The organism is Micromonospora sp. NPDC047467 (genome assembly GCF_040643095.1).
Taxonomy (GTDB): Bacteria; Actinomycetota; Actinomycetes; order Mycobacteriales; family Micromonosporaceae; genus Micromonospora.
Window position 1 is genome coordinate 367,085 of the sequence record NZ_JBEYTO010000007.1, and the last position, 24,261, is coordinate 391,345.

Genomic DNA, 24,261 nt, shown 5'->3' on the forward strand with positions numbered 1-24,261 from the left:
CGACGCGGCTCCAGCCTGACGGTATTCCGCGACGGCGATATTAGGTGAGGCCCGGGGACACTGAGTCACACCGACACCGGTCACAACCAGCCAGCGCCCCACCTTGTTCCCCACCCCGCCTACCGCACCGTGCTGCTGCCCCTCATCGCCCAAGCCCCGCGTCGCCGCGTCGCCGCGTCGCCACGTCGCCACGTCGCCACGTCGCCACGTCGCCACGAGAGGCAAGGCCATCCACCTACCTCGCACCAGCCAGCGACGCGTCGCGCGCCAACCCGACCCACACCAAGCCGACGCCCTGGCCTCCAGACCCCGGACATGCCGCTGGCCGGCACCCCGTGGTGGGGGTGCCGGCCAGCGGTCGGTGTCATACGGGGGTCAGCTGTTCCAGTACTGGCCGACCAGATCAGCGGCCTGCTGCTCCCACTGGGCGTAGGCGTCCGGGTACGCCGAGACCTGCACGGTCTGCGCGGCGTCGGTCAACGGCATGTCCTGCCAACCATCAACCTGCTTGAGGCCCTTGAGGAAGGCGGTGGTGGAGTAGTCGGGGTCGGTGATCTGCTCCGGCGTACCCCAACCACTGGACGGGCGCTGCTGGAACAGGCCCAGCGAGTCGTGGTCGTTACGGTCACCGAGGTGGCCCAGGTTCTCCAGCTTCGACTCCTGCAGGCTCGTCGCGATCGAGATCACCGCGGCGCGCTCGGGCAGGCCGGCCTTCTTCGTCGCGGCGATGATCGCCTTCACGTTCGAGGTCTGCTCATCGTTCAGGGGAATCCGGGACTGCTCGCCCTGCGGCTTGACCGACTGCACGGCCACGGCGACAGGCTTGGCATCCACAGCCGGCGCGGCGGCGTGGGCGGCGATCGGACCGGCGAACACACCACCGGCGAACGCGAGACCAGCAACAGACAGCACACTCTTACGAATAATCGTGTTCATGAGGGTTAGCTCCTTCGGGGGTAAGGACACCCACCCACCAGGGGACGGTGGCGCGGGTGTGAGCACCTCGTCCGGCGCTGCACATACAAGGGGGAAAGTCTTGGGGTTCGGCGGCCTACGGGCGGGGGCTCGTGGCGCCGGGTCCATGTGTAACGACCGGCGGGCCGGGGTCATTCCGGGGGCGGCCCATCCACACGTCGAACCTCGATCGTGGGGGATGCAACGACCCGAGGGCCGAAGTCATTCCGGGGCCCGTCGAGCCAGTGCGGTCGGTCGTGGGGGTTGTAACGACCGGGCCGGGCCTGGCATTCCAACCCCGGGTGGGGGGCGGGCCGGCGGCCGGTGGTACTGCGATCGTCAGGATATGTAACCCGTCCGGGGCCGCCACCATTCCGGCCCCAGGATGCCGCCGGTCACACCCAGAAACCACCCACGAGCGACATTTCACCCAGGCTGGCATGGCTCGACCGACCAGACCGGCCGCTCGGAGATGATCCACTCGACATCGCCGATATCGGGGTATCAACGGCACTGGGATCCGCGATATCGGCGATGTCGAGTCGATCAACCCACCTTGCCGCCGCTGGCCGCCCCGGAGTCTCCATGAACCGCACAAAAGCCCCAAATGACCCGGGGCGGCCCGTACCCGTCGCCCATCCGGGCACGGGTTAGGCGGTTAGGCGGGAGCGGACCTTTGTGGCGCAGTTGTCCAGCACCGTCTGCGCGTCCAGGCCCAGGCTCTCGATGGCCACCAGGGCCGTGAAGGCGACGTCGGCCAGCTCCGCCGCCACGTCCTCGCGGGTGTGGGTGACGCCCTTGCGAGGGTTCTGCCCGAGAAGGCCGATCCAGGCGGCCGACGCCTCGCCCGCCTCCTCGGTCAGTTTGAGGATGCGACACGTCAGTTCCGTCTGACCGGTGCCGTTCGCCGCGTCCAACCATCTGCGCGAGGCGCGCGCCGCATCCCAGATCGACTCGTTCACGTCGACCAGTCAACCCGACCGCCCCCGCGGCCCTCGCGACCGGGCCGGTCCCTGATCGGGCGGTCAGTAGCGCCATTGACAGTGATCGAAGGCGGTTCTAGGTTCAGGGCGCTACCGGCCGGTAGGCAACCGTCCCGCCTGGTCGCCCCCGGGCGACATCCGTCCGATGGGGAGCATCGATGCTGTCCGTACCCGTTCGCACCCTGCGCCGTCTGCTCGCGGCCACCGCGGCGCTGACCCTGGCGGTCGGTCTCGCTGGCGCCGCGCCGGCCAGCGCCGCCGACCGCGACCCCCGGGGCGGCCAGCCGCTGCCGGGCTACACGGTCGAGAATCCTCCGCTGGCGCCGCTGGTGGTGGCCGGCAAACCGACGACGGTACGCCAGGGCGTGCACCGTCATGCCGCGTACATCATCGAGGTTCCCGCCCGGTGGAACGGTGACCTGGTGCTGTGGGCGCACGGCTACCGGGGCCAGGGCACGGTGCTGTCGCCGGAGCCGCCGAGCTACGACCTGCGTCAGCGGGTGCTGGCGCAGGGGTACGCGTGGGCGTCGTCGTCGTACGACCGCAACGGCTTCGACATCCGCTCCGGTGTGCTGAGCACGAAGGCTCTCGCCGACCACTTCGGACGGACGGTGCGCAAACCGCACCGCACCTACCTCGCCGGGGTGTCGATGGGCGGGTACGTCATCGGTCGCTCGCTGGAGCAGTACCCCGGCTTCTACGACGGCGGGCTGCCGATGTGCGGGGTGCTCGGCGACCAGACGCTGCTCGACTTCTTCCTCGACTACAACCTGGTCGCGCAGGCTCTCGCCGGGGTGCCGGCCTATCCCACGCCGGCCGACTACCTGACCAACGCCGTGCCCCGCATCCAGGTGGCGCTCGGCCTGGCGGGGCTCACCCCCACCGGGCCGGACACCACCAGTGAGCGGGGCAAGCAGTTGCGGGCCATCACGGTGAACCGCTCGGGCGGGCCACGCCCCGGCGCTGATGCCGCCTTCGCGGTCTGGAAGGACTTCCTCTTCTCGATCTCGGTGACCGAGGGCGGCACCTCCCCCGCCCAGCGGCCCGGTCAGATCTCCACCAACCTGCTGACCCGCTACAGCCCGAACAGTCCCGTCGACGTCAACTCGGCGGTGCGGCGGGTCGCCCCGGAGAACGTCGTGCAGCGGCTCCTGCCGACGTTGACCGAGGTGCCGCGGATCGCCGGCCGCCCGACCGCGCCGGTGGTCAGCCTGCACGGCCTGGGTGACCTGTTCGTGCCGTTCAGCATGGAGCAGGCGTACGCCACCGATGTGGCGCGGCACGGTCGCAGCCGGCTGGTGGTGCAGCGTGCCATCCGGACCACGCAGCACTGCGAGTTCAGCCCGGCCGAGGCCGGCGCCGCGTGGGACGACCTGGTGTCCTGGGTACGCACCGGCAAGCGACCGGCCGGCGACACGGTGGTCGACCCGGCGGTGGTGGCCCGCGCCGACTACGGCTGCCGGTTCAGTGACCGGGCTGCGTACGCCGCCGGTGTCGGCACCCGCCGCCTCTACCCCGCCTGCTGAGCGGTACGCGGACACGACGACGCCGGCCGGCCCCCGTATCGGGGCCGGCCGGCGTGTGCGTGCGGTGTGTTACGAGAGCTGCTGGACGAGGTCCGCCGCCTGCTCCTCCCACTGCGCGTACGCGTACGGGTAGGCGGAGACCTGGACGGTCTGCGCCGCGGTGGTCAGCGGCAGGTCCTGCCAGCCGCCCACGTTCTTCAGGGCGGTGAAGAACGCCGTGGCGGAGTACTCCGGGTCGGTGATCTGCTCGGGCGTGCCCCAACCCGACGACGGGCGCTGCTGGAACAGGCCCTGCGAGTCGTGGTCGTTGTACGCGCCGAGGTGGCCGAGGTTGTACAGCTTCGACTCCTGCAACGAGGTGGCGATGCCGATCACCGCGCCCCGGTCGCCGACGCCGGTCTTGTTGGCCACGTCGATGATCGCCCGCGCGTTGTCGATCTGCGCGTCGTCGAGCGGGACGCGCGACTGTGCGCCCTCGACGCCGTGCGGGATCAACTCGTCGCGGCTGGGCTTGCCGGCTGGCGGCTTGCTGGTCGGGGAGCCGGTGGTCAGCCCCGACTCGACGGGCTGGTCGTCCTGGCGCGCCGACGTGGCGGCCTTGCCGGTGGCGAGGTCGATGGCGGCGACCGCACCCTCGTGCGGCCCGGAGGTGACCGGGGCGGCGACGGCGGTCGGCCCGAATGCGAGGCCGCCCAGTGCGGCCACGCCGAGAACACTCAGCGCGGTCTTGCGGTACGAGTCCTTAGCGATGGCCGGGAGCCATCGAGTGAAGTCGGCCTTCACGATGGTTGCCCTTTCGATCGTGCGGAGCGCTCCGGGGTGAACACTCCTCGGGAGATGACCGCGGGACGGGTTTTAGCTCCGGCGGTACGGGGGACACAACCAGGCTGACCTGTCGGTCATTCCGGATATGCCGAGCCTGGGACGAGGTGCGGTCCCGGTCACCTCCGGGAATCGGACAGTCGACTCAGCCGCGCCCTCGGGTCGACGAGTTTCGCGGGCGGACGGGCGTGACCCACACCAGGCCGGCGATCTGGGGTGTCCCGGCATTCCGATGCCCCCATGTCGGGGATATGGAGTGGATCACGCCCGGCCCGTCGAGCCGGAACTGGACAATCGGCGGCAATCTGCCCTCAGGTGGCAGCTGGTGTGCCGTACCGGACGAGGACGTGCCAGAGCTGCTTGAGGTGCTGCAGGGTTTCCACGGCCGATCCCCGGTCCGCCCAGCGGGCCGGCTCGGTGACCACCGACACCGCGCCCCGACCGATCAGGGCGGCGTCCACCGGATCGCCCGGCCGGGCGAACTCCCGGTGCAGACGCTCCGCCAGCACCGGGATCGCTGGGCCGCGGAAATCCGGGTCGACCCGGTCGACGGCCAGCGTGAAGCCGGGGTGCCACCGCAGCGGGAGGCCGTAGCGCCGAGCGAGCGACACCAGCGTCGCGCCGGTCTCGGTGCCGGCGAAGGACGGGTCGGCCACCAGTTCCTCGACGTCCTGGGCCAGGTCGAGGACGCCGTGGATCTGGGCCTCCACGTAGTCGTCCAGCGCGCGACCGACGGTGGGCGCGGTGCTCGGCCCGTCGAGCAGTGTCCGGACCAGCGCCGCGACGTCCGTGCCGGTGCGGCCCAGGCACTCACCGGTGGCGGCGGTGCCGGTCACGAGCCCGGCGAGCACCGCCTCGAAGGCATCGGCGGTGCCCGCCGTACGCGGGCCAAGGTGGCTGTCGCCGAGGCAGAAGGTCGCCCGGGTCAGCACCGCCGGGCGTAGCCGCAGGTGGCAGGAGCCGAAGCGGGGGCAGGCGCCGTCCGCGTGGTCGAGCAGGTTGAGGCCGCCGTAGGTGGGCCGCTGCTCCGGGGTCACCCCGGGCCGGTGGTACGCGCCGTCGAACATCCGCCGCTCCCAGCGGTCCCGATCACCGCCGGGGTACGCGGTGAGCCCGCCGTTGGAGATCCCGGTGACGAACTGGCTGCGGTACACCCCGTCCTCGGCCAGTGCGGTGGCGACGGCCCGCCCGTCGGCGCACAGCCGATCCGGATGGAAGTTGACGGTGAGCCGGCCAACGGAGTCGACCGCGGCGAGCAGCCGCTGCGGCCCGTGCCCGATGCCGGCGGCGGCGAGATCCCGGGCGAGGGCGGCCAGCGCGGCGGGGCGCTCGGCGCCAGCGGTGCCGCGGACGTACGCCAGCGCCGCGGCCTGCGCCACGGTGAGCGTCCCGGCGGTGGGCCCGGCCGACTCAGTCGTCGTCACGTCCGGTCCCGAAGCCGTCCAGCCCGGCGCGCTCCTCCGGCGTACGCAGTTCCTCGAAGACGGTGATCTGCAGGTCGGCGGGCGCGTCGAGGCGGGAGTTCAGCGACTGCCACGGGGTGAGCGTGGGCGGCGCGATCTCGTTCGCCCCGGCGGCGACCAGTCGGGCGGTGGTCGTTCTGGCGTCGTCCACCTCGAAGGCCACCCGGATGCGGGGCGCGACCTGCCGGCCCACCTCGACCTCGTCGATCATGCGCTTCTGCGCCGGATTGGCGATCTCCAGCGTGGCCCGGCCGGCGTCCAGGATCACCACGCGGGCGTCCCCGTCGCCGCTGAACGCCGCCTCCTCCGGCAGGCCGAGCGCGTCCCGGAAGAACGCGACAGCGGCCTCGTGGTCCTCTGCCTCCACCACGAGGCGAAGCTGACGGACGACGGGCGTGGGCTGTTCGGCGGTCATGACCGCAGATCGTAACGTCGGTCAGCGGCGGTAGATTCGGGCAGTCCGGAAGGGGACGAGGATGGCCGACACAGACGACACGTACGCGCTGCGCCCGGTCGGCCGGGTCGTGTCACCGTTGACCGACGCGGCGAGCGCGCCCCGGCAGGGCGACGAGGGCGCGCCAGCAGCGTGGCTGGTCTTCGACCCACAGGTCGAGCGGGCCGTACGCGACCTGTCGGTCGGCGCGGAGCTGCTGGTGCTGACCTGGTTGGACCGCGCCCGGCGCGACGTGCTGGCGGTGCACCCGCGCGGCGACGAGACCCGACCGGAGACCGGCGTGTTCAGCACCCGCTCCCCGCACCGTCCCAACCCGATCGGCCTGCACCGCGTACGGGTGCTGGCCGTGGACGGGCTGCGCCTGCGGGTCGCCGACCTGGAGGCTCTGGACGGCACACCTGTGCTGGACGTCAAGCCGGTGTTGGGCGCGGCCGACGAGCGTTGAACCGCCGGACAGCCGGCGGCTCGCCGACCGGCCCACCCACCGGGCCGACGAACCAGCGATCTCAGTGGCCTCGGGCGATCCACTCCTGTAGGTGGGGTGTCTCCGCGCCGATGGTGGTGTCGTCGCCGTGCCCGGTGTGCACGATCGTCTCCGCCGGCAGGGTGAGCAGGCGGGTGCGGATCGACTGGACGATGGTGTCGAAGTCGCTGTAGGAGCGACCGGTGGCACCCGGCCCGCCGGCGAAGAGCGTGTCGCCGGTGAACACCGCACCCAGGTCCGGGGCGTGGAAGCTGCACGCGCCGGGGCTGTGCCCGGGGGTGTGCAGCACCCGCAGCGTGGTGCCGGCCACCTCGATGTCCTGCCCGTCGTGCAGTTCGCCGTGCGGCGGCAGGTGGGGGTGGACCAGGTCCCAGAGGACCCGGTCGGCGGCATGCAGCAGCACCGGAGCGCCGGTGGCCTCGGCCAGCTCGGGCGCCACCCGGACGTGGTCGTCGTGGGCGTGGGTGGCGAGGATCGCCCGGACCCGCCGGTCGCCGACCAGCGCGAGGATCGCCGGCACGTCGTGTGGCGCGTCGAGGATCACGCACTCGCTGTCGTCGCCGATGACCCAGACGTTGTTGTCGACGTCGAACGTCTGCCCGTCGAGGGAGAACGTGCCGGCGGTGATCGCGTGGTCGACCCGGGCGGTCATCAGAACACCACCACCGAACGGAGCACATCGCCGTGGTGCATCCGCTCGAACGCGTTCTCGACCTGGTCGAGCGCGATTTCCTCGGTGACGAAGGCGTCCAGGTCGAGGCGGCCCTGCAGGTACAGCTCGGTGAGCATCGGGAAGTCGCGGCTGGGCAGGCAGTCGCCGTACCAGCTGGACTTGAGGGCACCACCGCGCCCGAAGACGTCCAGCAGCGGCAGCTCGATCTGCATCTGCGGGGTCGGCACGCCGACCAGCACGACGGTGCCGGCCAGGTCCCGGGCGTAGAAGGCCTGCTTCCACGTCTCCGGACGGCCCACCGCGTCGATCACCACGTCGGCGCCGAACCCGCCGGTGGCGGCGCGGATCGCCTCGGTCGGGTCGGTCTCGGAGGCGTTCACGGTGTGCGTGGCGCCGAACTTGCGGGCCCAGTCCAGCTTGCGGGTGTCGGTGTCCACCGCGATGATCGTCGTCGCGCCGGCCAGCGCCGCGCCGGCCACCGCCGCGTCGCCGACGCCGCCGCAGCCGATCACCGCGACCGAGTCGCCCCGGGTGACGTTGCCGGTGTTCATGGCCGCGCCCAGCCCGGCCATCACCCCGCAGCCGAGCAGGCCCACCGCGGCGGGTCGGGCGGCCGGGTCGACCTTCGTGCACTGGCCGGCATGCACCAGCGTCTTCTCGGCGAACGCGCCGATGCCCAGCGCCGGGGCCAGTTCGGTGCCGTCGGTGAGGGTCATCCGCTGCGTGGCGTTGTGGGTGTTGAAGCAGTACCACGGCCGGCCCCGGCGACAGGCCCGGCAGTCCCCGCAGACCGCCCGCCAGTTGAGCACCACGAAGTCACCCGGAGCGACGTCGGTGACGCCCTCCCCCACCTGCTCGACGATGCCGGCGGCCTCGTGGCCGAGCAGGAACGGGTACTCGTCGTTGATGCCGCCCTCGCGGTAATGCAGGTCGGTGTGACAGACCCCGCAGGACTGGATCCGGACGATCGCCTCACCGGGGCCCGGATCGGGCACCACGATCGTGGTGACCTCGACCGGTGCTCCCTTGCTGCGGGAGATGACTCCCCGGACTTGCTGGCTCACTTCGCCTCCTGCTGGTGGTCTGCGGCGGGGACCGGATGCCGGCAGGTGTGAACCGGGCTCGGCGGTGGGCCCCTGCCGAACCTACCGCGCCCACCACGGCCGGCCCAGTCGGCCGGGCGGCGGGTTATCGCGGGTCACGTGGGGTACGCGGGCCACAATTCCGACCACGGCCACCAGGAGTGATCATGAAGCTCGCGCATCTGCCGCTGCGGGTCAGCATCGGCGCGTACGTCCTCAACTCTGGTCTGGGCAAGCGGAACCTGGAGGGCGGCGCCGCGGAGGCCATGCACGGGATGGCGGTGGCGGCGATGCCACAGGTCAAGCAGTTCGAGCCGGCGCGGTTCGCCAAGCTGCTGTCGTACTCGGAGATAGCGCTGGGGGCCGCGCTGCTCGCGCCGTTCGTCCCGGCGCCGCTGGCCGGGTTGGGCCTGACGGCGTTCGGCGCGGGTCTGGTGCAGCTGTACCTGAAGACACCGGGGATGCGGGAGCCAGGCAGCGTCCGGCCGACACAGCAGGGCACCGGGCTGGCCAAGGACGTCTGGTTGGTCGGCGCCGGGCTGACCCTGGTGTTGGAGGGGCTGACCCACGGGCGGCGGCGCCACTGACCTCGGGCGGTGACCCGTTCGCGTTCGGTGCGGCCGTTCTACCGACCGATGCGGCCCCACCGCCGCGACGAGCCCCACCGCGCGGCCACCCCGCTGGAACTCCTCTTCGACCTGTGTTTCGTGGTGGCCGTGGCACAGGCCGCCGGCAGCCTGCACCACGACGTCGCCGAAGGTCACCTCGGCCACGCGGTGACCAGCTACGCGATGGTGTTCTTCGCGATCTGGTGGTCGTGGATGAACTTCACCTGGTTCGCCTCGGCGTACGACACCGACGACGACGTCTACCGGATCACCACGCTCGTGCAGATCTCCGGCGCGTTGATCCTGGCCGCCGGGGTGCCCCGCGCCTTCGCCGACGGCGACTTCGCCGTCATCACCTACGGGTACGTGGTGATGCGGCTGGCCGCCGTCACGCAGTGGACCCGGGCCGCCGCCGGGGACCCGGCGCACCGTGCGGCGGCACGCCGGTACGCGATCGGCGTGACCGTGGTGCAGCTCGGCTGGTTGCTGCGGCTGGCGCTGCCCGACGAGTGGGGCATCGCGACGTTCGTGGTGTTGGGGCTGGCCGACCTGCTGGTGCCGGCGGTGGCCGAGCGTCCCGGCATGACACCGTGGCACCCCGGGCACATCAGCGAGCGGTACGGACTGTTCACCCTGATCGTGCTCGGCGAGGCGGTGCTGGCGATCTCGGTGGCGATCCAGACCGGCCTCGACGCCGGCCACCATGGGCTCTGGTCGCTCGCGGCGGCCGGAGCGGTCATCGTCTTCGCGCTCTGGTGGCTCTACTTCGACCGGCCGGTCGAGGCTCCGAGCCGGCTGCCGTACTCACTGATCTGGGGCTACGGCCACTATCTGATCTTCGCGGCGATCGCCGCCGTGGGGGCCGGGCTGGCCGTGGTGGTGGACCACGAGCGGCACCTCGCGCACGTCTCCGGCACCACCGCCGGCTACGCGGTGGCCATCCCGATCGCTGTCTTCCTGCTGACCGTGTGGGTGCTGCACGTCCGCCGCCAGCAGCACGGCGCGGTGGTCGTGGCCTACCCGGTCGTCGCCGGGCTGGCGCTGCTCGCGCCGCTGGGGCCGGCCCGGGTGCAGGTGCTCGCGCTGCTGCTGGTCACCCTGGCGGCGCTCACCGTCCTGCTGCGTCGGCGTGACGACGGTGCCGCGCCGACGCGAGCCGAGGCGGACCGGGCCTGACCTCCGCGCGGGCATAGTGCGGCGATAGGACCCGAATATGCGGCCCGCCGTTTGGGCGTGGCGGGCCGGAAGTCGGCAGAATTGCGGCATGCTTCGCCGCCGATGGCTGTTGGCCGACCAACTCGGGCCGCACTTCCTCGACGACCCCGACCAGCCGGTGCTGCTGGTGGAGATCCAGGAGTTGTTCCGCCGTCGACCGATGCATCGGCAGAAGGCACACCTGATCCTCTCGGCCGTGCGGCACCGCGCCGCCGAGTTGGGTGATCGGGCGCTGCTGCTGCGCACCGGCACGTTCCGCGAGGCGCTGGCACAGGTCGCCGAGCCGGTCGAGGTGAGCCATCCACACTCCTGGGCGGCCCTGCGCTTCGCCCGCTCGGTGCCCGGGTTGATGGTGCTGCCGGCACGCGGCTTCATCACCGACCAGGCCGACTTCGCCGCCTGGGCGGACCGCAGCCGGCGCGGCCCGCTGCGGATGGCCGACCACTACCGCCACATCCGCCGTCGGCACATCGTGCTGACCGGGCCGGTAAGCGCCGCCGGGCCGGCACGCCGACCGCGCGCGGAGGGCCAGACCGTGCCGGCGACACCACCGCCACCGCCGCCGATCGTCGAGGACGACATCGACGCGCAGGTCCGCCGCGACCTGGACCGGTGGGCGGCCGACGGGGTGCGGTTCGTCGGCCGGGACGGCCCCCGGCAGCACCCCGCCACGCACGCCGAGGCGCAGGCCCGGCTGGAGCACTTCCTGACCCATCGGCTGCCCGAGTACGGCCGCTATGCCGACGTGATGAGCGCCGACGACCCGCTGTTCGCGCACTCCGCGCTCTCGTCCTCCTTCAACCTCGGGCTGCTGCACCCGGAGCCGGCCGTGCGCGCCGCCGAGCAGGCGTGGCGGGCCGGCACGGCCCCGCGTACCGCGGTCGAGCCGTTCATCCGCGGGCTGCTCGGCTGGCGGGAGTTCCTCTGGCAGCTGTACTGGTATTTCGAGCCCCGGTTCCGGGGCACGAACTGGCTGGCCGCCACCGAACCGATCCCGGACTGGTTCGCCGACCTGGACGCCGACGCGGTGGAGGCGCGCTGCCTGGCGGACGTGCTCGCCGCCGTCCGGGACCGGGCGTGGACGCACCAGACGCCTCGGCTGCTGGTGCTGGGCAACTACGCGTTGCAGCGTGGCTGGCGTCCGGCCGAGGTGGCGGACTGGTTCGAGCGCTGCTTCGTCGACGGCACCGACTGGGTGATGAACGCGACGGTGATCGGCATGAGCCAGTACGCCGATCTGTCCAGGGTGGACACCCGCCCGTACGCGGTGGACGGCACCGACATCGACGAGATCAGCGACTACTGCGGCGGCTGCCGGTACGTGCCGGAGCGGGCGCTGGGCGATCTGGCCTGCCCGTACACCGGGGGTTTCGAGAGTTTCCTGCACCGCAACCGGGAGCGGCTGGTGACCGACCCGCGGCTCGCCGCGGAACTGGCCCGCCGCGACGAGCCGGAGCACCGCGAGGCGGTGGTGGCGCAGGAGGAGAAGCGGGGCGGCACCGCCCCGTGACGGGCCGCCCAGTCACCGGCCGGATGCCCGGCTGAAGGTCATGATCCAGTTGGTCTCCCAGGTGCGCTCGCCGTCGGTGGAGAACGCCTGCTCCCAGCGGGCCGTGGTCGCGCTGATGTCCGACCAGATGAACCGGCACCGGACCGGCCGTCCCTCGTGCTGGTCGTCGGCGTAGAAGCGACCCACCCCGTCGACGAAGCGGCCCACCATCGGCGGCTGCTCCAGCACACCGCCGCCGCTGCTCATCCAGTAGATCGACCACTGTTCGGTCGCCGGGTCGAAGATCCGCAGGGTCGCGCCGGAGGAACCCTTGGTCGGGAACGTGATCTCGTCGAAGTGGCCGCCGCCGGCGAAGAAGCCGTGCGCGACCGACACCCCGGGAAACTCCTCCCACTCGTCGGAGCCCACCAGCCGCTCGCGCAGCCGCCGGTTCACGACGTTCCAGGTGCCCACGAAGAAGTCGAAGTCGCCCATCAGCGGCCCACCGGCCCTTCCGCTCGCGTGTCCCGCAGGTAGCCGGTCAGGTCGGGGCTCGCTGGCGCGAGCATGTGCCGGACCCAGGCGGCCCGCTCGTGCTCCAGCACCGCCATCTCCCACACACAGCCCACGGCGGGGCGGCGCAGCTCGACGAAGCGTGCGGGGTCCTGGTCCGGGCAGTTCAGCGCGGGCTGCCCCGCCACCGCGACGCGAACCTCCAGCGCGTTGTCCCACACCCAGGTGTACGCCAGCAGGTAGGCGCCGGTGTCCGCGCCCCGGTGCAGCACCACCCACCCGGCGGCCGGAGTGCCGTCGCGGGGGACGTCGGCCAGGAGCGCCGGCAGCAGGTCGTAGGCGGCCTTCTCCACCTCCGGTTCGATCGGCCGCTCCGGCTGGTCGATGTGGTAGCGCTTGAGCTGGCGACCGTCCACCATGACCGGTCCCGGCGTTGTCAGATCCTTGTCGCGAAAAGCCATGCCGGGACGGTACGACCGCTCCCCTGACAGCTAGTGTCAGTGAAGTGCGGGCCAGTCGACTTCTCTCCGTCCTGCTGCTGCTCCAGTCGCACGGTCGGCTGACCGCGGCCCAGCTCGCCGAGCGGCTGGCCGTCTCCCCGCGCACCATCTACCGGGACGTGGAGTCGCTGCACGCCGCCGGCATCCCGCTGTACGGGGAGGCCGGGCACGCCGGCGGCTACCAACTCGTCGACGGTTGGCGCACCCGGCTGACCGGCCTGACCGCCGAGGAGGCCGACCGGCTCTTCCTGGCCGGGCTGCCCGGCCCCGCCGACGAGCTGGGTTACGGCGACGTGGTGGCCGCGCTGCAACTCAAGCTGCACGCCGCGCTGCCGGAGCCGCTGCGCGACCGGGCCGCCCAGCTCCAGCAGCGCTTCCACCTGGACACCCCCGGCTGGTACGCCGACGGCGACGCGTCCCCGGAGCTGGCCCGCACCGCCGAGGCGGTCTGGCGGCAGCACCGCGTCGAGGTGCGCTACCGCGGCTGGAAGGGCGAGGTGACCCGGGTGCTGGAGCCGTACGGGCTGGTGCTCAAGGGCGGCCGGTGGTACGTGGTGGCCACCCAGCCCGGCCGAGGTGAACCGGCGACCTACCGGGTCAACCAGATCCTCGCCCTGACCCCGCTGGCGCAGTCGTTCGAGCGGCCGGCCGACTTCGACCTGCCGACCTGGTGGCGGGCGCACGTGGTGGGGTTCCGGGCCCGGCTGCACCGCGACGAGGCCACCGTCCGGCTCTCCCCCGCCGGCCGGGAGCGGCTGCGGGAAATCGGCAGCGATCCGGTGGTGGCCGCCGTGGACGCCAGCGCCGGGCCACCCGACGCGCGGGGGTGGGTGACCGCCGTGCTGCCGATCGAGTCGCTCACCCACGCCCATGGTGACCTGCTGCGCCTCGGTGCCGACGTGGAGGTGCTGACCCCGCTCGCGCTGCGCGAACGCCTGGCCGCCACGGCGGCCGGACTGGCCGCCCTCTACGCCACCACCGACCAGTCGGCCCGATAGCCGCTCTTCCACAGTGGAGGGCCGGCGGGACATCGACTGTCGGCAGGATGTGCCACCCTGGGACGGTCACCAGCGGTCACCGGAGGTGAGAGCCACGCTACGGCTAGTCGCACTGGTCGCCGTCCCTGGCACCGGCCCGGTGACCCTCGACGTCCCCGCCGGCACGACAGCGGCCCTGGTGGTGCCGCCGGGGGTCGGCACGGCCGTGGCCCGGGTGCTGGTCGGGCTCGCCGCCCCGGTCACCGGGCGAATCATGGTCGGCGTTCGGGACGTCACGGCCCTGCCTCCCGCGCGTCGGCAGATCGGCTACGTGCCCGCCGGCGGCGCGCTGCTGCCACAACTCACCGTGCGCCGCAACATCGAGTACGGCCAGCGCAAACGCGAGCGGGTGCACGAGGTGGCCGACGACTGGACGTCCACGGTGGTGGACCGGCTGGAGTTGGCCCCGACGCTGGGTCTGCTGCCGCACCTGCTCTCCGACGCCCAACGGTTCCGGGTGGCGCTGGCCCGGGCGGCGGTCTGCCTGCCCGAGGTGCTCGTGGTCGACCTGCCCGCCGACCCGGCCGGCGGCAGCCGCCTCGCTGACCTGCTGCCCCGACTGTCCCCGCCGGCCGCGCCCGGGGTGGCCGTGCTGGTGTGCACCGCGGACCCGGCCACCCTGGCCGAAATCCCCCGCCGGCACGAGCTGGTCACCGAGCCCGACGGAGCGCTGCCGTGACGCCGGGTGGGCGGGCCACCCGACGTACCCTGCTGCGCGCCGCCGCGGCCGGCGCGGCGGCGACCGTCGCCGGCTGCACCGGCGGGAGCCGTTCGGTGCAGGTGGCGGTGGTGTGGAGCGGCAGCGAGTTGGACCGCTTCCGGCAGGTCGTGGCCGGCTACGGCCCTTCCGTGCACGTGGTCAGCGCCGGTAACGACATCGACGCGTTCCTGCGTGCCCGGCACCTCGCCGGCACCGCACCGGACGTGGCGATCCTGTCGCGTCCCAGCCTGGTCACCGAGTACGCCGCGCGGGGCTGGCTGAACCCGGTGCGCCCGTCCAGCGAGTACGCGGTGCCCACCGGGCTGAGCGACCTGCTGATGACCGGCGGGCAGCACTACGGCGTGTGGGTGAAGGCGGCGCACAAATCGCTCGTCTGGCACCTGCCCTCGGTGCTGCCCGAGCCGCCGGCCAGTTGGGACGAGCTGGTCACGCTGACCCGCCACCTCGGCGCGCTCGCCCGGCGCCGGGCCGGCCCGGCGCCACTGGCGATCGGCGCGGCGGACGGCTGGGTGCTCACCGACTGGTTCGAGAACGTGCTGGCCGACCTGGCGCCCGCCGCGTACGACGCCCTGGCCGGGCCGGACGCCGACTGGCAGAGCCGACCGGTGCGCGACACCCTGGACCGGCTCGCCGAGCTGTGGAGCATCGACGGCGCGTTCCCCGGCGGTGGCCGTCGCGCCCTGCTCACCCAGTACGAGGAGTCGGTGATCCAGGTGGTGCGCTCCCGACGGGCGGTGATGGTCTTCGAGGCCGACTTCACCGCCGAGGTGGTCGGCAGGTTCCGCAGTGGCACCGAGGCGCCGGTCACCTTCCGGTTCCCCAGCGCGGGCACGGGCGGCGGTCCGCTGATCGTCGGCGGGGACGCGGCGGTCGTGTTCGCCGACGCCCGGGGCGGTGTCGAGCTGGTCGAGTGGCTGACCAGGGCGGACTCGTTCCGGCCCTGGTTGCACGCCGGCGGCTACCTGTCCCCGAACACGACGATCCCGCTGACCGACTACGTCGACCCGGTCCGCCGCCGGCTGGCAGGCGAGATGCGCGGCCCGGGCACCACCCTGCGCTTCGACCTCTCCGACCAGTTGCCCGGGGCGTTCACCGGCTCCGACGGTGTGGGCATCTGGCGGATCATGCAGGACTTCTTCGCCGACGTCACCGGCGGTGTCTCCGCCGCCGAGGCGGTCCGCCGGGCCACCGGGCAACTCGCCGAGGCGGCCCGCAGCGCGGGCGGTGGCCGATGAGCGAAACCCGGGTGCTCGGCGAGTTGGCGGTGCTCGACGACGTCGGCCCGCCCCGCCGTGGCCGCGCCTACCCGGCGGCCGGGGCGACGTCCGCGCTGCTGCTGCCCGCCGCGGTGCTGCTCGGCGGGCTGGTGCTGTGGCCGGTGCTGCGTACCCTGCACGCCAGCGTCACCACCGACGGCCGCTGGGTCGGCGCGGAGCACTTCCGCACCGCCCTCGCCGCCCCGGGCACCGGCGCCGTGGTCGGCCGGACGGTGCTGTGGGCGCTGCTGGTGCCGGCGGTGGTGACGGCGCTGGGTTACCTGCTCGCCGTCGCGTCGCGCCGTTCCCAGGAGGGTGGTCTCGTCCGCCTGATCCTGCTGGTGCCCGTGGCGCTGCCGCTGGTCGTCACCGGCGTGACCTTCCGGCTGATGTACGACCCCGATCCGAGCCGTGGCCTGGCCACCCTGGTCGCGGCGCGACTGACCGGCCGGTCCGCCGAGGACGCCCCGCAGTTGCTCGGGCCGGGCCTGGTCACGGTGGCGCTGATGTCGGCGTTCGTCTGGGCGTGGGTGGGGTTGGCCGTGCTGGTCTTCCGGGCCGCGCTGGACCGGGTGCCGCCGAGCCTGGCCGACGCGGTACGCGCCTACGGCGGCGGTCGCCGGCACGTCCTGTGGGACGCGCAGTGGCGGCCGCTGCTGCTGCGTACCGTCGCGGTGGTCTTCGCGCTGGTGGCGCTCGGCACCAGCCGGACCTTCGACCTGATCCTGGTCATGACGCCCGGGTCGGTGCGCGACGACGCGGCGGTGCTGGCGCTGCGGGTCTGGCAGACCTCGGGCGGCACCACCACCGGGCCGGGTGCCGCGCTCGGTGTCGTCTGGCTGGTGGCGGTGGTCGCCGGCATGTTGGTGGCCGCGCTCTTCGTCCGCCAGGCGTGGCCGCCTCCGCGCGCCGAGGCCGGTTCGAAGCCCACCCCGCCGGCACCGCCACGACGCCTGTTCCGGCTGCTCGCCGCGGCTGCCGCGGTGGCCTGGCTGATACCGCTCGTGGTGCTCGTCGCCACGTCGGCGCACGGGCAGGTGGACGCGGCCGCACGCGGCTGGTGGTCCGCCCCGCCCGGGGCCGGCTCCTACCGGGCCCTGCTGACCGGCGGGGAGCTGTGGCGGGCGCTGGGCTTCACCCTCCTGCTGGCCACCGTGGTGACCGCCACGGTGCTCGTCATCGCGCTGCTGGCCGCGTACCCGCTGGCCTGGCTGACCGGGCCGGCCGCGCAGGCGACCGGCCTGCTGCTGATGGCCGCCACCATCGTCCCGGTGCAGGTGATCGCCGGGCCAGTCAACGAGGTGCTGGGCGTGGTGCTCTCCTCCGGCACCGCCCGAGGGCTGGCCCTGGTGCACGTGGCGCTGGGTGTGCCGTTCGCGGTGCTGGTGCTGCGCAACGCGTTCGCCGACCTGCCCGCCGAGCAGGTGCGCGGCGCGCGGCTGGGCGGGCGCCGCTGGTGGGGCACGCTGCGCCGGCTGGGCCGGCACAACCTGCCCGCCGTGGTCGCGGTCTCCGTGCTGGAGTTCGTCCAGGTGTGGAACGACCTGGTGGTGGGCCTGCTGTTCAGCGGGCCGGAGGCGACGCCGCTCGGGCTGTTCCTGGCCGGGCAGAGCCGGGGCTTCGTGTCCAACAGCGGGGTCCTGGCCGCCGGGTCGGTGCTCGCCTCGGTGCTACCGGTGGTGCTGATCGTGCTCGCCCGGCGGCAGCTCGTCGCCGGTCTGGTCGCCGGAGGTGTCCGGTGACCAGCCCCACCGGCACCGGCCGGGGGCCACGCTGGCCGGTGCTCATCGCGGTCGGCACGCTGGTCAGCGGGGTCCTCGGCAACCTGGCCAGCAACCTGCTCTCCGAGCTGGCGGCCAGTGTGCTCGGCCCGGCGAGCATCGCGCTGGCGGTCAGTGGCGCCATCGGCTTCGTGGTGTTCGAGATGCGCCGACGCCGGGCCGTCCGCGGGGCCGGCGCGGAGCCCACCGACGTCGTCACCACACCGGTCACCGACGTGCCGACGCTGCCGTACACCGCCGGGTTCACCGGTCGCGACGAGCACGTCCAGGCGGTGCTCGACCTGCTCGCTCGCGAGCACGCGGTGGCGGTGCTGGGTCGGCGGGCGGTGGGCACCTCCGCCTGCGCCGTCCACGTGGCGAACCTGTGCCGGGACGACTACCCGGACGGGCAGTACCATCTCGACCTGCGCCGAGGCGGTCGCCCCCGCTCCGCCCGGCAGGTGCTCACCGCCCTGGCAGGTGTCCTGGGCACCGCACCGCCCACCTCGGGCCGACCGGACGCCCTCGCGACCGCCGCCGCCGCGCTGCGCCGCAAGCTCGACGGCCGCAAGGTCCTGCTGGTGCTGGACAACGTCGACCGTCCCGAGCAGGTCCGGCCGCTGCTGCCGCCCACCGCCCGCACCTGCCGGCTTCTGTTGGCCGGGGGCCCCGCGCTCAGCGGGCTCAACGGGGTGGTGACGCACTGGATCTCCGAGCCCGGCCCCGACGAGGCGGTCGAACTGTTCGCGGCGGCGGGCGGCGCGGCACCCGCCGCCCGGGTCCGCCGCGCCGACCCTCGCACCGACCCGGCGGTACGCGAGATCGCCGACCTGTGCGGTCGGCAGCCCCGCACGGTCCGGGCGCTCGGCTACCGCACCGCCCAGCACGGCTGGCGGCACGCCGACGTGCTGGACGCGCTGCGCCGCGCCGTGCACACCCCACCGCACCAGCGCGTCGCCCTCTCGCCCGCGGCCCGGCTGGTCACCGAGCGGGACACCGCGTACCGGGCGTTGACCCGCGAGGCCCGCCGGCTCTACCGGCTGATGTCCCTGACCCCCGCACCGGTGGACCGGCCGACAATCGCCGCGCTGGCCGCGCGGCACCCCGAGCGGGTGACCGCGCTGCTCGACCAGCTGGCCGCCGCCGCGTTCGTGGTCGGCGCACCCGGCGACCGGTACGAGATCCGGCCGCTACTCGCCGCGAACGCCCGCCTGCACCTGCGCGACGCCGAGCCCGCCCGAACCCGGGTCGCCGCGCAGGCCCGGCTGACCCGGCACCTGGCCCGCCGCGCCGAACGGCACGCGACCAACCTGGCCGTGCTCGGCTCCCCACCGGACCGGGAGTGGTCGCTGCCGCTGGACGACGACCCGTACGGCTGGTTCGACCTGCACCAGGAGCTGCTGCTGGCGGTGGTCCGGGTGCCGGCCGGGGCGGCCGAGACGCTGCCCCGACGGGTACGCCGGTGGTGGTTCCGGCTGGCCGTGGCGCTGTGCGGGTGGCTCGCGCACGTGGAGCGGCTCGACGAGTGGGAGCAGGTCTGCCGCACCGTGCTGGCCACCCCGACCGCCGACGACCGGCCAGAGATCGCCGGGTGGGCGCACAACGAGCTGGGCGTGCTGCGCCGACGCCGACACGACCCGCAGGGCGCCGCCGCCGCGCTCACCCTCGCGGTGGCCGAACGCGGCCGGCGCGGCACCGCCCAGGCCCGGATGAACCTCGGCCTGGCCCTGCTCGACCTGGGGCAGCTCGACGACGCCGTGGAGCACCTGGAGCTGTCCCGCCGGCACCGCTCCGCGGCGGACCGGGCCGGGCTCGCCCTCACCGACCTGGGTCTCGGCGCGGCCCAGCTGGCCCGGGGTGAGCTGGACACCGCACACCATCACCTGGTGCGGGCGGCGAACACGTTCCGGTCGGTGGGTGACGCGCGCGGCTACGCGGCGGCGCTGACCAACCTGGTGCTGGTGCACGCCACCCTCGGCGAGCACCTCGACGCCGCGCAGGCGTGGCGGGCCGCGCTGCGCGAGTACGAGTCGGTCAACGACCCGACCAGCCGGGCGGCGGCGCTGCTCAACGCCGGCGCGACGCTGTTGACCAGCGCCCCGGGGCAGGCGCGAGCGGCCTACGAGCTGCTGGCCGAGAGCCGGCGGCTGCGCGAGGAGACCCGGGCCACCCCGGGGCTGGCCCGCACCCTGCTCTACCTGGGCGACGCCGCCGCCGCGCTGGGCGACCGGGCCGACGCGCGGCGGCACTGGGCGGACGCGGCGTCGGTGGCGGAGGAGGTCGACGACGCCCCGGTGCTGGCAGCCGCCGACGACCGGCTGGACGACTCCGCTGTGTCGCCGGGCGACAAGTGACCCGTACGCGACCGGCGGGCTGCCAACCGCTGGTGAGCGTCTGCGAGAGTGTGTGACCGTGGATGCGCTCTCGGTGCGGGGACTCAGTCGCAACTTCGGCAACCTGGTCGTGCTCGACGACGTGAGCTTCACGCTCGCGGCGGGCCGGATCGCGGTGGTGCTCGGCCCCAACGGCAGCGGCAAGACCACCCTGCTGCGCTGCGTAGTCGGCGCCGACCGGCCGGACGCGGGTGAGGTGTTCGTGCAGGGCCGCCGGGCCGACGAGACCGATCCCCAGGTACGGGCGCTGGTGGCCGCCGCCCTGGACGACATCGACTTCTTTCCCGACCTGTCCGTGGTCGAGCACCTGGAGCTGGTCGCGTACGCCCACGGGGGCACCGCCGACCCGGTCGAGGAGGTCCTCGCCGAGTTGGGCCTGGAGCCGGCCCGTGACCAACTGCCGGTGACCCTGTCCAGCGGTCAGCGCCGCAGGCTGGCGCTGGCGTCCTGCTTCGTACGCCCTCGCCGGGTGCTGATCCTGGACGAGCCGGAGCAGCGGCTGGATGTGCGTGGCCGGCAGTGGCTGGCCGACCGGCTGCGCCGGGAGCGGGACGCCGGCACCGCCGTGCTGCTGGCCTCGCACGACCCGGAGTTGATCGACGCGGTGGTCGACGAGCGGATCGAGATCGGCCGGTGACCGCCCCACCGGCCACGATCGCTGACGCGCCGGCCGGGCTGCCCACCGCCCGGCAGGTGCGGACGCGCCTGCGCCAGGCCCGCCGCCGCCACCACGAGCACTCCCTCGGAGACGTGCTGGGCGACGCGTACGTCATGGTCCTTTTCGTGGGCATGTACGGCTGGTTCGCGATCAGCGCCAGCCGCGACATGTTGGCCTCCCCGACCATCGGCCGCGCCGACCCGGGGGTGCGATGGTGGCTGGCGGTGGCGGCGCTGCTGGCCGGCGCCGGGCTCGCCTGGCGGGGCCTGCGGGCACTCGGCCCGTTGCTTGTCACCCCGGCCACGCAGAGCTGGGTGACCAGCGCGCCGGTCGACCGGCGGGCCTGGCTGGCGCCACGCCTCGGTGTCCTGCTGACGGGCGCGGCGGCCGGCACGGCGCTGCTCGGCGTGGCCGTGGCGGTGCTGGGCGGCGTCACCGACATGGGTGCCCTGGGCTGGGCGGCGGGCGCCGGCGCCGGGTGGGGCGCCGCCGCGCTGGCGCTGAGCGTCGTCGCGCAGGGCAGCCGGACGGGCCGGCGGTGGCCGACGCTGGTCGGTGCGGTGCCGATGGTGACGGCCGGCGTCGTCACGGCCGTGGTGGTGCTCGCCGGTCGACTCGGGGACGGGCTGCCCCGGCCGGCGGCGCTGCCGACGACCGCTGGTCGCCGTGGGGGTGCCGCTCGCGGTCGTCGGCACGGTCTTCGCGGTCCGCGCGCTGCCCCGGGTGGACCGGGCCACGCTGACCACCGGCGCGCAGTTCGCCAACGCGGCCGCCACGGCGACGATCCTGCTCGACCCGAGCCTGCTCACCAGCCTGGTGGAGAGCAGGCGGTGGCGCCGCATCGGCCGGGTCCGCAGCAGCCGGATCCTGCCCGGGCCGAACTGGTGGGCGCTGTTGCAGGCCGACGTACGCCGGCTGCGCCGCCACCCCAGCGCCCTGCTGATCTGGGCGGCGCTCATCGGTGTCCAGTACGCTGCCGCGCTCGCCCTGCCCGGGCTGGCGGGCGCCGCGCAGGTCGTGTTCGCCTACCTCGCCACCGACCGGCTCACCGGCGGCCTGCGGTCGATCAGCCGGTCACCGGGGTTGCGCCGGGCGCTCGGCGGCAGCGACAACCTGCTGCGCGGGATCCACGTGGTGGTGCCGGCGATCGGCGCGGGCCTGTGGTGGCTGCTGACCCTGCCCACCGTCGAGCTCGGGCCGCCCTGGCTGGCGCCGACGCTGGCGCTCGGGGTGGTGGCCGCCGCCTGGCGGGCCGGCACCCGTCCGCCGATCAACTACGGCGGCGCGACGGTCAACACACCGTTCGGGATGGTCCCGGTCGACCTGCTGCGCCAGGGCTCGCGCGGGCCCGCGCTGCTGGCCGTGCTGGTGCTCGTCCAACTGTTCCTGGGCTGACCGGGGTCGACCGCCCGGCTGCGGCGCAGCCCGCCCACCACAGAACACGCCGCCCGACACGCTCCGCAGTCGCCCGGGACCGTTACCGTCACCTCAGGAGGAAACCGACGGTCGCGAACGGGACAGCGAGCGGCAAAGCCGGCACGTATCCTCCGCATTCCGGTGATCGGTGGGCCACGACGGAGGGGGACCGGATGCCCGGCTGGGCGGAGCGGGGCGGCCGGCAACGACGTGCCTTCGTCGTCGGCGGGACGCTGCTGGGAATCGCCGCCGTGATGCTGCTCGCCGCCTGGCGCAGCACCGGCTTCCTCAGCGACCTGCTGCTCAACCTCGGCTCCAGTGTGGTGCTCGCGGCCATCTCGTACGTCATCTTCGACCCCCTGTTCGAAGAGGCCCGCAGGGCGCGGGTGCAGGAACACCTGAGCTTCGACCAGCGCGCGTTCGTGACGCGGCTGCACCGATCCGGCCGCCGGGTGCGGATCCTCGACACCTGGACGATCCTGCTGGAACGCACGCACCGCGAGGAGACCCTGGGGGCGGTCCGTGCCGCGCTCGGCAACGGCGCGCAGGTGCAGTTGCTGCTGCTCGACCCGGACTGCACCGCCGCGCAGCAGCGCTCCGAGGAGTTGGAGCGGCAGCGGGTGGACGTGCCACGGCAGATCCGCACCAACCTGCGCCACCTGACGGCCTTCCAGAACGCCCTCGACCCCGCGCTGCGGCACCGGCTTCAGGTCCGGCTCTACGACGCGTCGCCGTCGATCCAGCTCTACCAGTGGGACGGGCGTGCGCTGATCTCGTTCTTCCCGATCGGGAAGCTGTCGTTCAACGTGCCCCAACTCGAGGTGGACATGGACAGCCCGTGGGGTGGGTTCGTGCACGCCCGGTTCGAGGAGCTGTGGGAGCACGAGCAGGCCACCGTGAACCTGGAGCGCTACTGGTCGGTCACCGTCACGCTGCGCCACGACGACTCCGACGTGGTCGAGGTGCAGGTGCCCTACGTGACCGTGGAGGGGCAGCACTACGTCGACTGCCAGGGGTTCCGGGTGACCGGGCCGCTGACCGTGCGGGCCGTGCTGCCGCCCCGCGCGCCGGGCGCGGCCCCGGGGGTGTTCGGGCTGGCCGAGCCCACCGACACCGACCGTACGCCGGCCGCCACCGTGAAACGGCACTTCGACCAGAAGTACGGGCACGGCGACGGGCAGCGGGCGATCCGTCGGCTGGTGCCAACGCCGGGCGGCCCGCGTACCCCGGCACCCCGTTCCGCGGCGGCCGGCGACGCGCACGGACGGTGACCCCCGGCCGGTCCGGTGGGGCGAGGCGCGGGACAATGGTGGCCTCGGCGCGCCGCCGCACCCGATCACCCGGAGGGCCGTTCCCCTGTCGCCCGACCCCGCACCGCCGCCCGGCTCGGCGCAGTTGCGCGCCGACTGCGGGCGCTGCTTCGGGCTGTGCTGCGTGGTGCCCGCCTTCGCCGCGTCGGCGGACTTCGCGATCGACAAGCCGGCCGGGCGGCCCTGCCCCAACCTGCGCCCGGACCACCGCTGCGGGATCCATACGCAGCTCCGCGAGCGGGGGTTCCCGGGCTGCACGGTGTTCGACTGCTTCGGCGCCGGGCAGCAGGTCGCCCAGGTCGCCTTCGGCGGGCGGGACTGGCGGGACGCGCCGGAGACGCTGCCGGCGATGGCCGAGGCGTTCACCGTGCTGCGTCCCCTGCACGAGCTGCTCTGGTATCTCACCGAGGCGCTGGCGCTGCGCCCGCCGGCCGGGCTGCGCGCCGAGCTGGAGCGTGCCCGCGCCGACACGGCGGCGCTCACCGCGGCCGACCCGGCGCGGCTGCGCACGGTGGACGTCGCCGCGCACCGCGACCGCGTCAACCCGCTGCTGTCCCGGGCCGGCGACGCGGCGCGGTCTCCAGGGGGCGCCGATCATCGCGGTGCCCGGCTGCTCGGGGCGGACCTACGCCGGGTGGACCTGCGGCGGGCCAACCTGCGCGGGGCGCTGCTCATCGGCGCCGACCTGCGCGGCGTCGACCTGGGCCGGGCCGACGTCACCGGCGCGGACCTGCGCGGGGCCGACCTGCGCGGCGCGGACCTGCGCGGCACCCTCTTCCTGCACCAGGCCCAACTGGACGCCGCCCGGGGTGACGCGCGCACCGGACTGCCGGCGACGCTGACCCGGCCGGCGCACTGGACGGCCCTGCCGCTCACCCCGGTACCTGCCACCGCGCGTCGGGGTCGACGCCGCTGACGGTCGCGGCCGGCCCAGGTTTCGGCCG

Annotated in this window: 23 protein-coding genes and 1 pseudogene; 15 read left to right on the forward strand and 9 right to left on the reverse strand. The window is 73.9% G+C overall.

Annotation, left to right across the window (positions count from 1 at the left end; all coding sequences use genetic code 11):
- Positions 1-375: 375 nt before the first annotated feature.
- The gene (locus tag ABZ780_RS21720; RefSeq protein ID WP_357001867.1) at positions 376-936 is read right to left on the reverse strand and encodes a hypothetical protein; all 561 of its coding nucleotides are present in this window, start codon (positions 934-936) and stop codon (positions 376-378) included.
- Between the two features lie 668 nt (positions 937-1,604).
- Complete coding sequence (locus ABZ780_RS21725; RefSeq protein ID WP_357001870.1) at positions 1,605-1,916, reverse strand: MazG-like family protein; 312 nt, start codon at positions 1,914-1,916, stop codon at positions 1,605-1,607.
- 179 nt (positions 1,917-2,095) lie between these two features.
- Here ABZ780_RS21725 and ABZ780_RS21730 point away from each other — a divergent pair, with 179 nt between their 5' ends.
- Positions 2,096-3,463 (forward strand): hypothetical protein, encoded by a 1,368-nt coding sequence (locus ABZ780_RS21730; RefSeq protein ID WP_357001873.1) that lies wholly within the window; start codon positions 2,096-2,098, stop codon positions 3,461-3,463.
- Positions 3,464-3,532: 69 nt separating this feature from the next.
- Here ABZ780_RS21730 and ABZ780_RS21735 read toward each other — a convergent pair whose 3' ends face one another.
- The 3 genes from ABZ780_RS21735 to ABZ780_RS21745 all read right to left on the reverse strand — a co-directional run bounded on the left by ABZ780_RS21735 (position 3,533) and on the right by ABZ780_RS21745 (position 6,163).
- A complete protein-coding gene (locus ABZ780_RS21735) occupies positions 3,533-4,246 on the reverse strand; it encodes a hypothetical protein (RefSeq protein WP_357001875.1) in 714 nt (237 codons plus the stop codon).
- Between the two features lie 350 nt (positions 4,247-4,596).
- A complete protein-coding gene (locus ABZ780_RS21740) occupies positions 4,597-5,709 on the reverse strand; it encodes a DUF3626 domain-containing protein (protein ID WP_357001877.1) in 1,113 nt (370 codons plus the stop codon).
- Positions 5,696-6,163 (reverse strand): VOC family protein, encoded by a 468-nt coding sequence (locus ABZ780_RS21745; RefSeq protein WP_357001880.1) that lies wholly within the window; start codon positions 6,161-6,163, stop codon positions 5,696-5,698. Before ABZ780_RS21745 ends, ABZ780_RS21740 begins: the two co-directional genes overlap by 14 nt.
- A gap of 61 nt (positions 6,164-6,224) precedes the next feature.
- Between ABZ780_RS21745 and tsaA the strand changes: the two genes are divergently transcribed.
- Positions 6,225-6,647: a tRNA (N6-threonylcarbamoyladenosine(37)-N6)-methyltransferase TrmO gene (gene tsaA / locus ABZ780_RS21750; RefSeq protein ID WP_357001883.1), complete on the forward strand. Its 423-nt coding sequence runs from the start codon at positions 6,225-6,227 to the stop codon at positions 6,645-6,647.
- Positions 6,648-6,708: 61 nt separating this feature from the next.
- On the opposite strand, the gene ABZ780_RS21755 is transcribed toward tsaA, so the two are convergent.
- Positions 6,709-7,338, reverse strand: a complete 630-nt coding sequence (locus tag ABZ780_RS21755) for an MBL fold metallo-hydrolase (RefSeq protein ID WP_357001886.1) — start codon at positions 7,336-7,338, stop codon at positions 6,709-6,711.
- Positions 7,338-8,423: an S-(hydroxymethyl)mycothiol dehydrogenase gene (locus ABZ780_RS21760; RefSeq protein WP_357001888.1), complete on the reverse strand. Its 1,086-nt coding sequence runs from the start codon at positions 8,421-8,423 to the stop codon at positions 7,338-7,340. The genes ABZ780_RS21755 and ABZ780_RS21760 overlap by 1 nt, the downstream gene beginning before the upstream one ends.
- Before the next feature lie 185 nt (positions 8,424-8,608).
- On the opposite strand from ABZ780_RS21760, the gene ABZ780_RS21765 reads away from it, so the two are divergent.
- From ABZ780_RS21765 to ABZ780_RS21775, 3 genes are all read left to right on the forward strand, one after another.
- Positions 8,609-9,028 carry a hypothetical protein gene (locus ABZ780_RS21765; protein WP_357001890.1) on the forward strand — a complete coding sequence of 140 codons (420 nt, stop codon included), beginning with the start codon at positions 8,609-8,611 and terminating at the stop codon, positions 9,026-9,028.
- A 9-nt stretch (positions 9,029-9,037) separates the two neighbouring features.
- The gene (locus ABZ780_RS21770) at positions 9,038-10,225 is read left to right on the forward strand and encodes a low temperature requirement protein A (RefSeq protein WP_357001892.1); all 1,188 of its coding nucleotides are present in this window, start codon (positions 9,038-9,040) and stop codon (positions 10,223-10,225) included.
- A gap of 88 nt (positions 10,226-10,313) precedes the next feature.
- Complete coding sequence (locus tag ABZ780_RS21775) at positions 10,314-11,774, forward strand: cryptochrome/photolyase family protein (protein WP_357487180.1); 1,461 nt, start codon at positions 10,314-10,316, stop codon at positions 11,772-11,774.
- Between the two features lie 12 nt (positions 11,775-11,786).
- On the opposite strand, the gene ABZ780_RS21780 is transcribed toward ABZ780_RS21775, so the two are convergent.
- On the reverse strand, positions 11,787-12,248 hold the full coding sequence (locus ABZ780_RS21780) for a hypothetical protein (RefSeq protein ID WP_357001898.1): 462 nt from the start codon (positions 12,246-12,248) through the stop codon (positions 11,787-11,789).
- A complete protein-coding gene (locus ABZ780_RS21785; protein WP_357487182.1) occupies positions 12,248-12,727 on the reverse strand; it encodes a hypothetical protein in 480 nt (159 codons plus the stop codon). Before ABZ780_RS21785 ends, ABZ780_RS21780 begins: the two co-directional genes overlap by 1 nt.
- Before the next feature lie 44 nt (positions 12,728-12,771).
- Between ABZ780_RS21785 and ABZ780_RS21790 the strand changes: the two genes are divergently transcribed.
- The 10 genes and pseudogenes from ABZ780_RS21790 to ABZ780_RS21835 all read left to right on the forward strand — a co-directional run bounded on the left by ABZ780_RS21790 (position 12,772) and on the right by ABZ780_RS21835 (position 24,233).
- On the forward strand, positions 12,772-13,764 hold the full coding sequence (locus ABZ780_RS21790; protein WP_357001903.1) for a WYL domain-containing protein: 993 nt from the start codon (positions 12,772-12,774) through the stop codon (positions 13,762-13,764).
- Between the two features lie 85 nt (positions 13,765-13,849).
- Positions 13,850-14,482, forward strand: coding sequence for an ATP-binding cassette domain-containing protein (locus tag ABZ780_RS21795; RefSeq protein WP_357487183.1), 633 nt, complete (start codon positions 13,850-13,852; stop codon positions 14,480-14,482).
- Positions 14,479-15,759, forward strand: a complete 1,281-nt coding sequence (locus ABZ780_RS21800) for an extracellular solute-binding protein (RefSeq protein ID WP_357001909.1) — start codon at positions 14,479-14,481, stop codon at positions 15,757-15,759. Before ABZ780_RS21795 ends, ABZ780_RS21800 begins: the two co-directional genes overlap by 4 nt.
- Positions 15,756-17,522, forward strand: coding sequence for a hypothetical protein (locus tag ABZ780_RS21805; RefSeq protein ID WP_357487184.1), 1,767 nt, complete (start codon positions 15,756-15,758; stop codon positions 17,520-17,522). The genes ABZ780_RS21800 and ABZ780_RS21805 overlap by 4 nt, the downstream gene beginning before the upstream one ends.
- Entirely contained in the window at positions 17,519-19,894 is a 2,376-nt protein-coding gene (locus ABZ780_RS21810; RefSeq protein ID WP_357487185.1) for a tetratricopeptide repeat protein, read from the forward strand. Before ABZ780_RS21805 ends, ABZ780_RS21810 begins: the two co-directional genes overlap by 4 nt.
- Before the next feature lie 73 nt (positions 19,895-19,967).
- Positions 19,968-20,570 carry an ABC transporter ATP-binding protein gene (locus ABZ780_RS21815; protein ID WP_357001918.1) on the forward strand — a complete coding sequence of 201 codons (603 nt, stop codon included), beginning with the start codon at positions 19,968-19,970 and terminating at the stop codon, positions 20,568-20,570.
- Positions 20,571-20,758: 188 nt separating this feature from the next.
- A pseudogene (locus ABZ780_RS21820) lies at positions 20,759-21,220 on the forward strand (DUF6297 family protein); the annotation flags it as partial.
- A gap of 37 nt (positions 21,221-21,257) precedes the next feature.
- Positions 21,258-21,986 (forward strand): DUF6297 family protein, encoded by a 729-nt coding sequence (locus tag ABZ780_RS21825; RefSeq protein WP_357487214.1) that lies wholly within the window; start codon positions 21,258-21,260, stop codon positions 21,984-21,986.
- Between the two features lie 194 nt (positions 21,987-22,180).
- Positions 22,181-23,278 (forward strand): DUF5919 domain-containing protein, encoded by a 1,098-nt coding sequence (locus tag ABZ780_RS21830; protein WP_357487215.1) that lies wholly within the window; start codon positions 22,181-22,183, stop codon positions 23,276-23,278.
- An 85-nt stretch (positions 23,279-23,363) separates the two neighbouring features.
- Positions 23,364-24,233 (forward strand): pentapeptide repeat-containing protein, encoded by an 870-nt coding sequence (locus tag ABZ780_RS21835; protein ID WP_357002802.1) that lies wholly within the window; start codon positions 23,364-23,366, stop codon positions 24,231-24,233.
- The last annotated feature ends 28 nt before the right edge of the window (positions 24,234-24,261 follow it).

Excerpts from the sequence above, each read along its gene's own strand:
- ABZ780_RS21720 (WP_357001867.1), bottom strand. The coding sequence starts at position 936 with ATGAACACGATTATTCGTAAGAGTGTGCTGTCTGTTGCTGGTCTCGCG.
- ABZ780_RS21730 (WP_357001873.1), top strand. The coding sequence starts at position 2,096 with ATGCTGTCCGTACCCGTTCGCACCCTGCGCCGTCTGCTCGCGGCCACC.
- ABZ780_RS21745 (WP_357001880.1), bottom strand. The coding sequence starts at position 6,163 with ATGACCGCCGAACAGCCCACGCCCGTCGTCCGTCAGCTTCGCCTCGTG.
- tsaA (WP_357001883.1), top strand. The coding sequence starts at position 6,225 with ATGGCCGACACAGACGACACGTACGCGCTGCGCCCGGTCGGCCGGGTC.
- ABZ780_RS21755 (WP_357001886.1), bottom strand. The coding sequence starts at position 7,338 with ATGACCGCCCGGGTCGACCACGCGATCACCGCCGGCACGTTCTCCCTC.
- ABZ780_RS21765 (WP_357001890.1), top strand. The coding sequence starts at position 8,609 with ATGAAGCTCGCGCATCTGCCGCTGCGGGTCAGCATCGGCGCGTACGTC.
- ABZ780_RS21775 (WP_357487180.1), top strand. The coding sequence starts at position 10,314 with ATGCTTCGCCGCCGATGGCTGTTGGCCGACCAACTCGGGCCGCACTTC.
- ABZ780_RS21780 (WP_357001898.1), bottom strand. The coding sequence starts at position 12,248 with ATGGGCGACTTCGACTTCTTCGTGGGCACCTGGAACGTCGTGAACCGG.
- ABZ780_RS21785 (WP_357487182.1), bottom strand. The coding sequence starts at position 12,727 with ATGGCTTTTCGCGACAAGGATCTGACAACGCCGGGACCGGTCATGGTG.
- ABZ780_RS21805 (WP_357487184.1), top strand. The coding sequence starts at position 15,756 with ATGAGCGAAACCCGGGTGCTCGGCGAGTTGGCGGTGCTCGACGACGTC.
- ABZ780_RS21830 (WP_357487215.1), top strand. The coding sequence starts at position 22,181 with ATGCCCGGCTGGGCGGAGCGGGGCGGCCGGCAACGACGTGCCTTCGTC.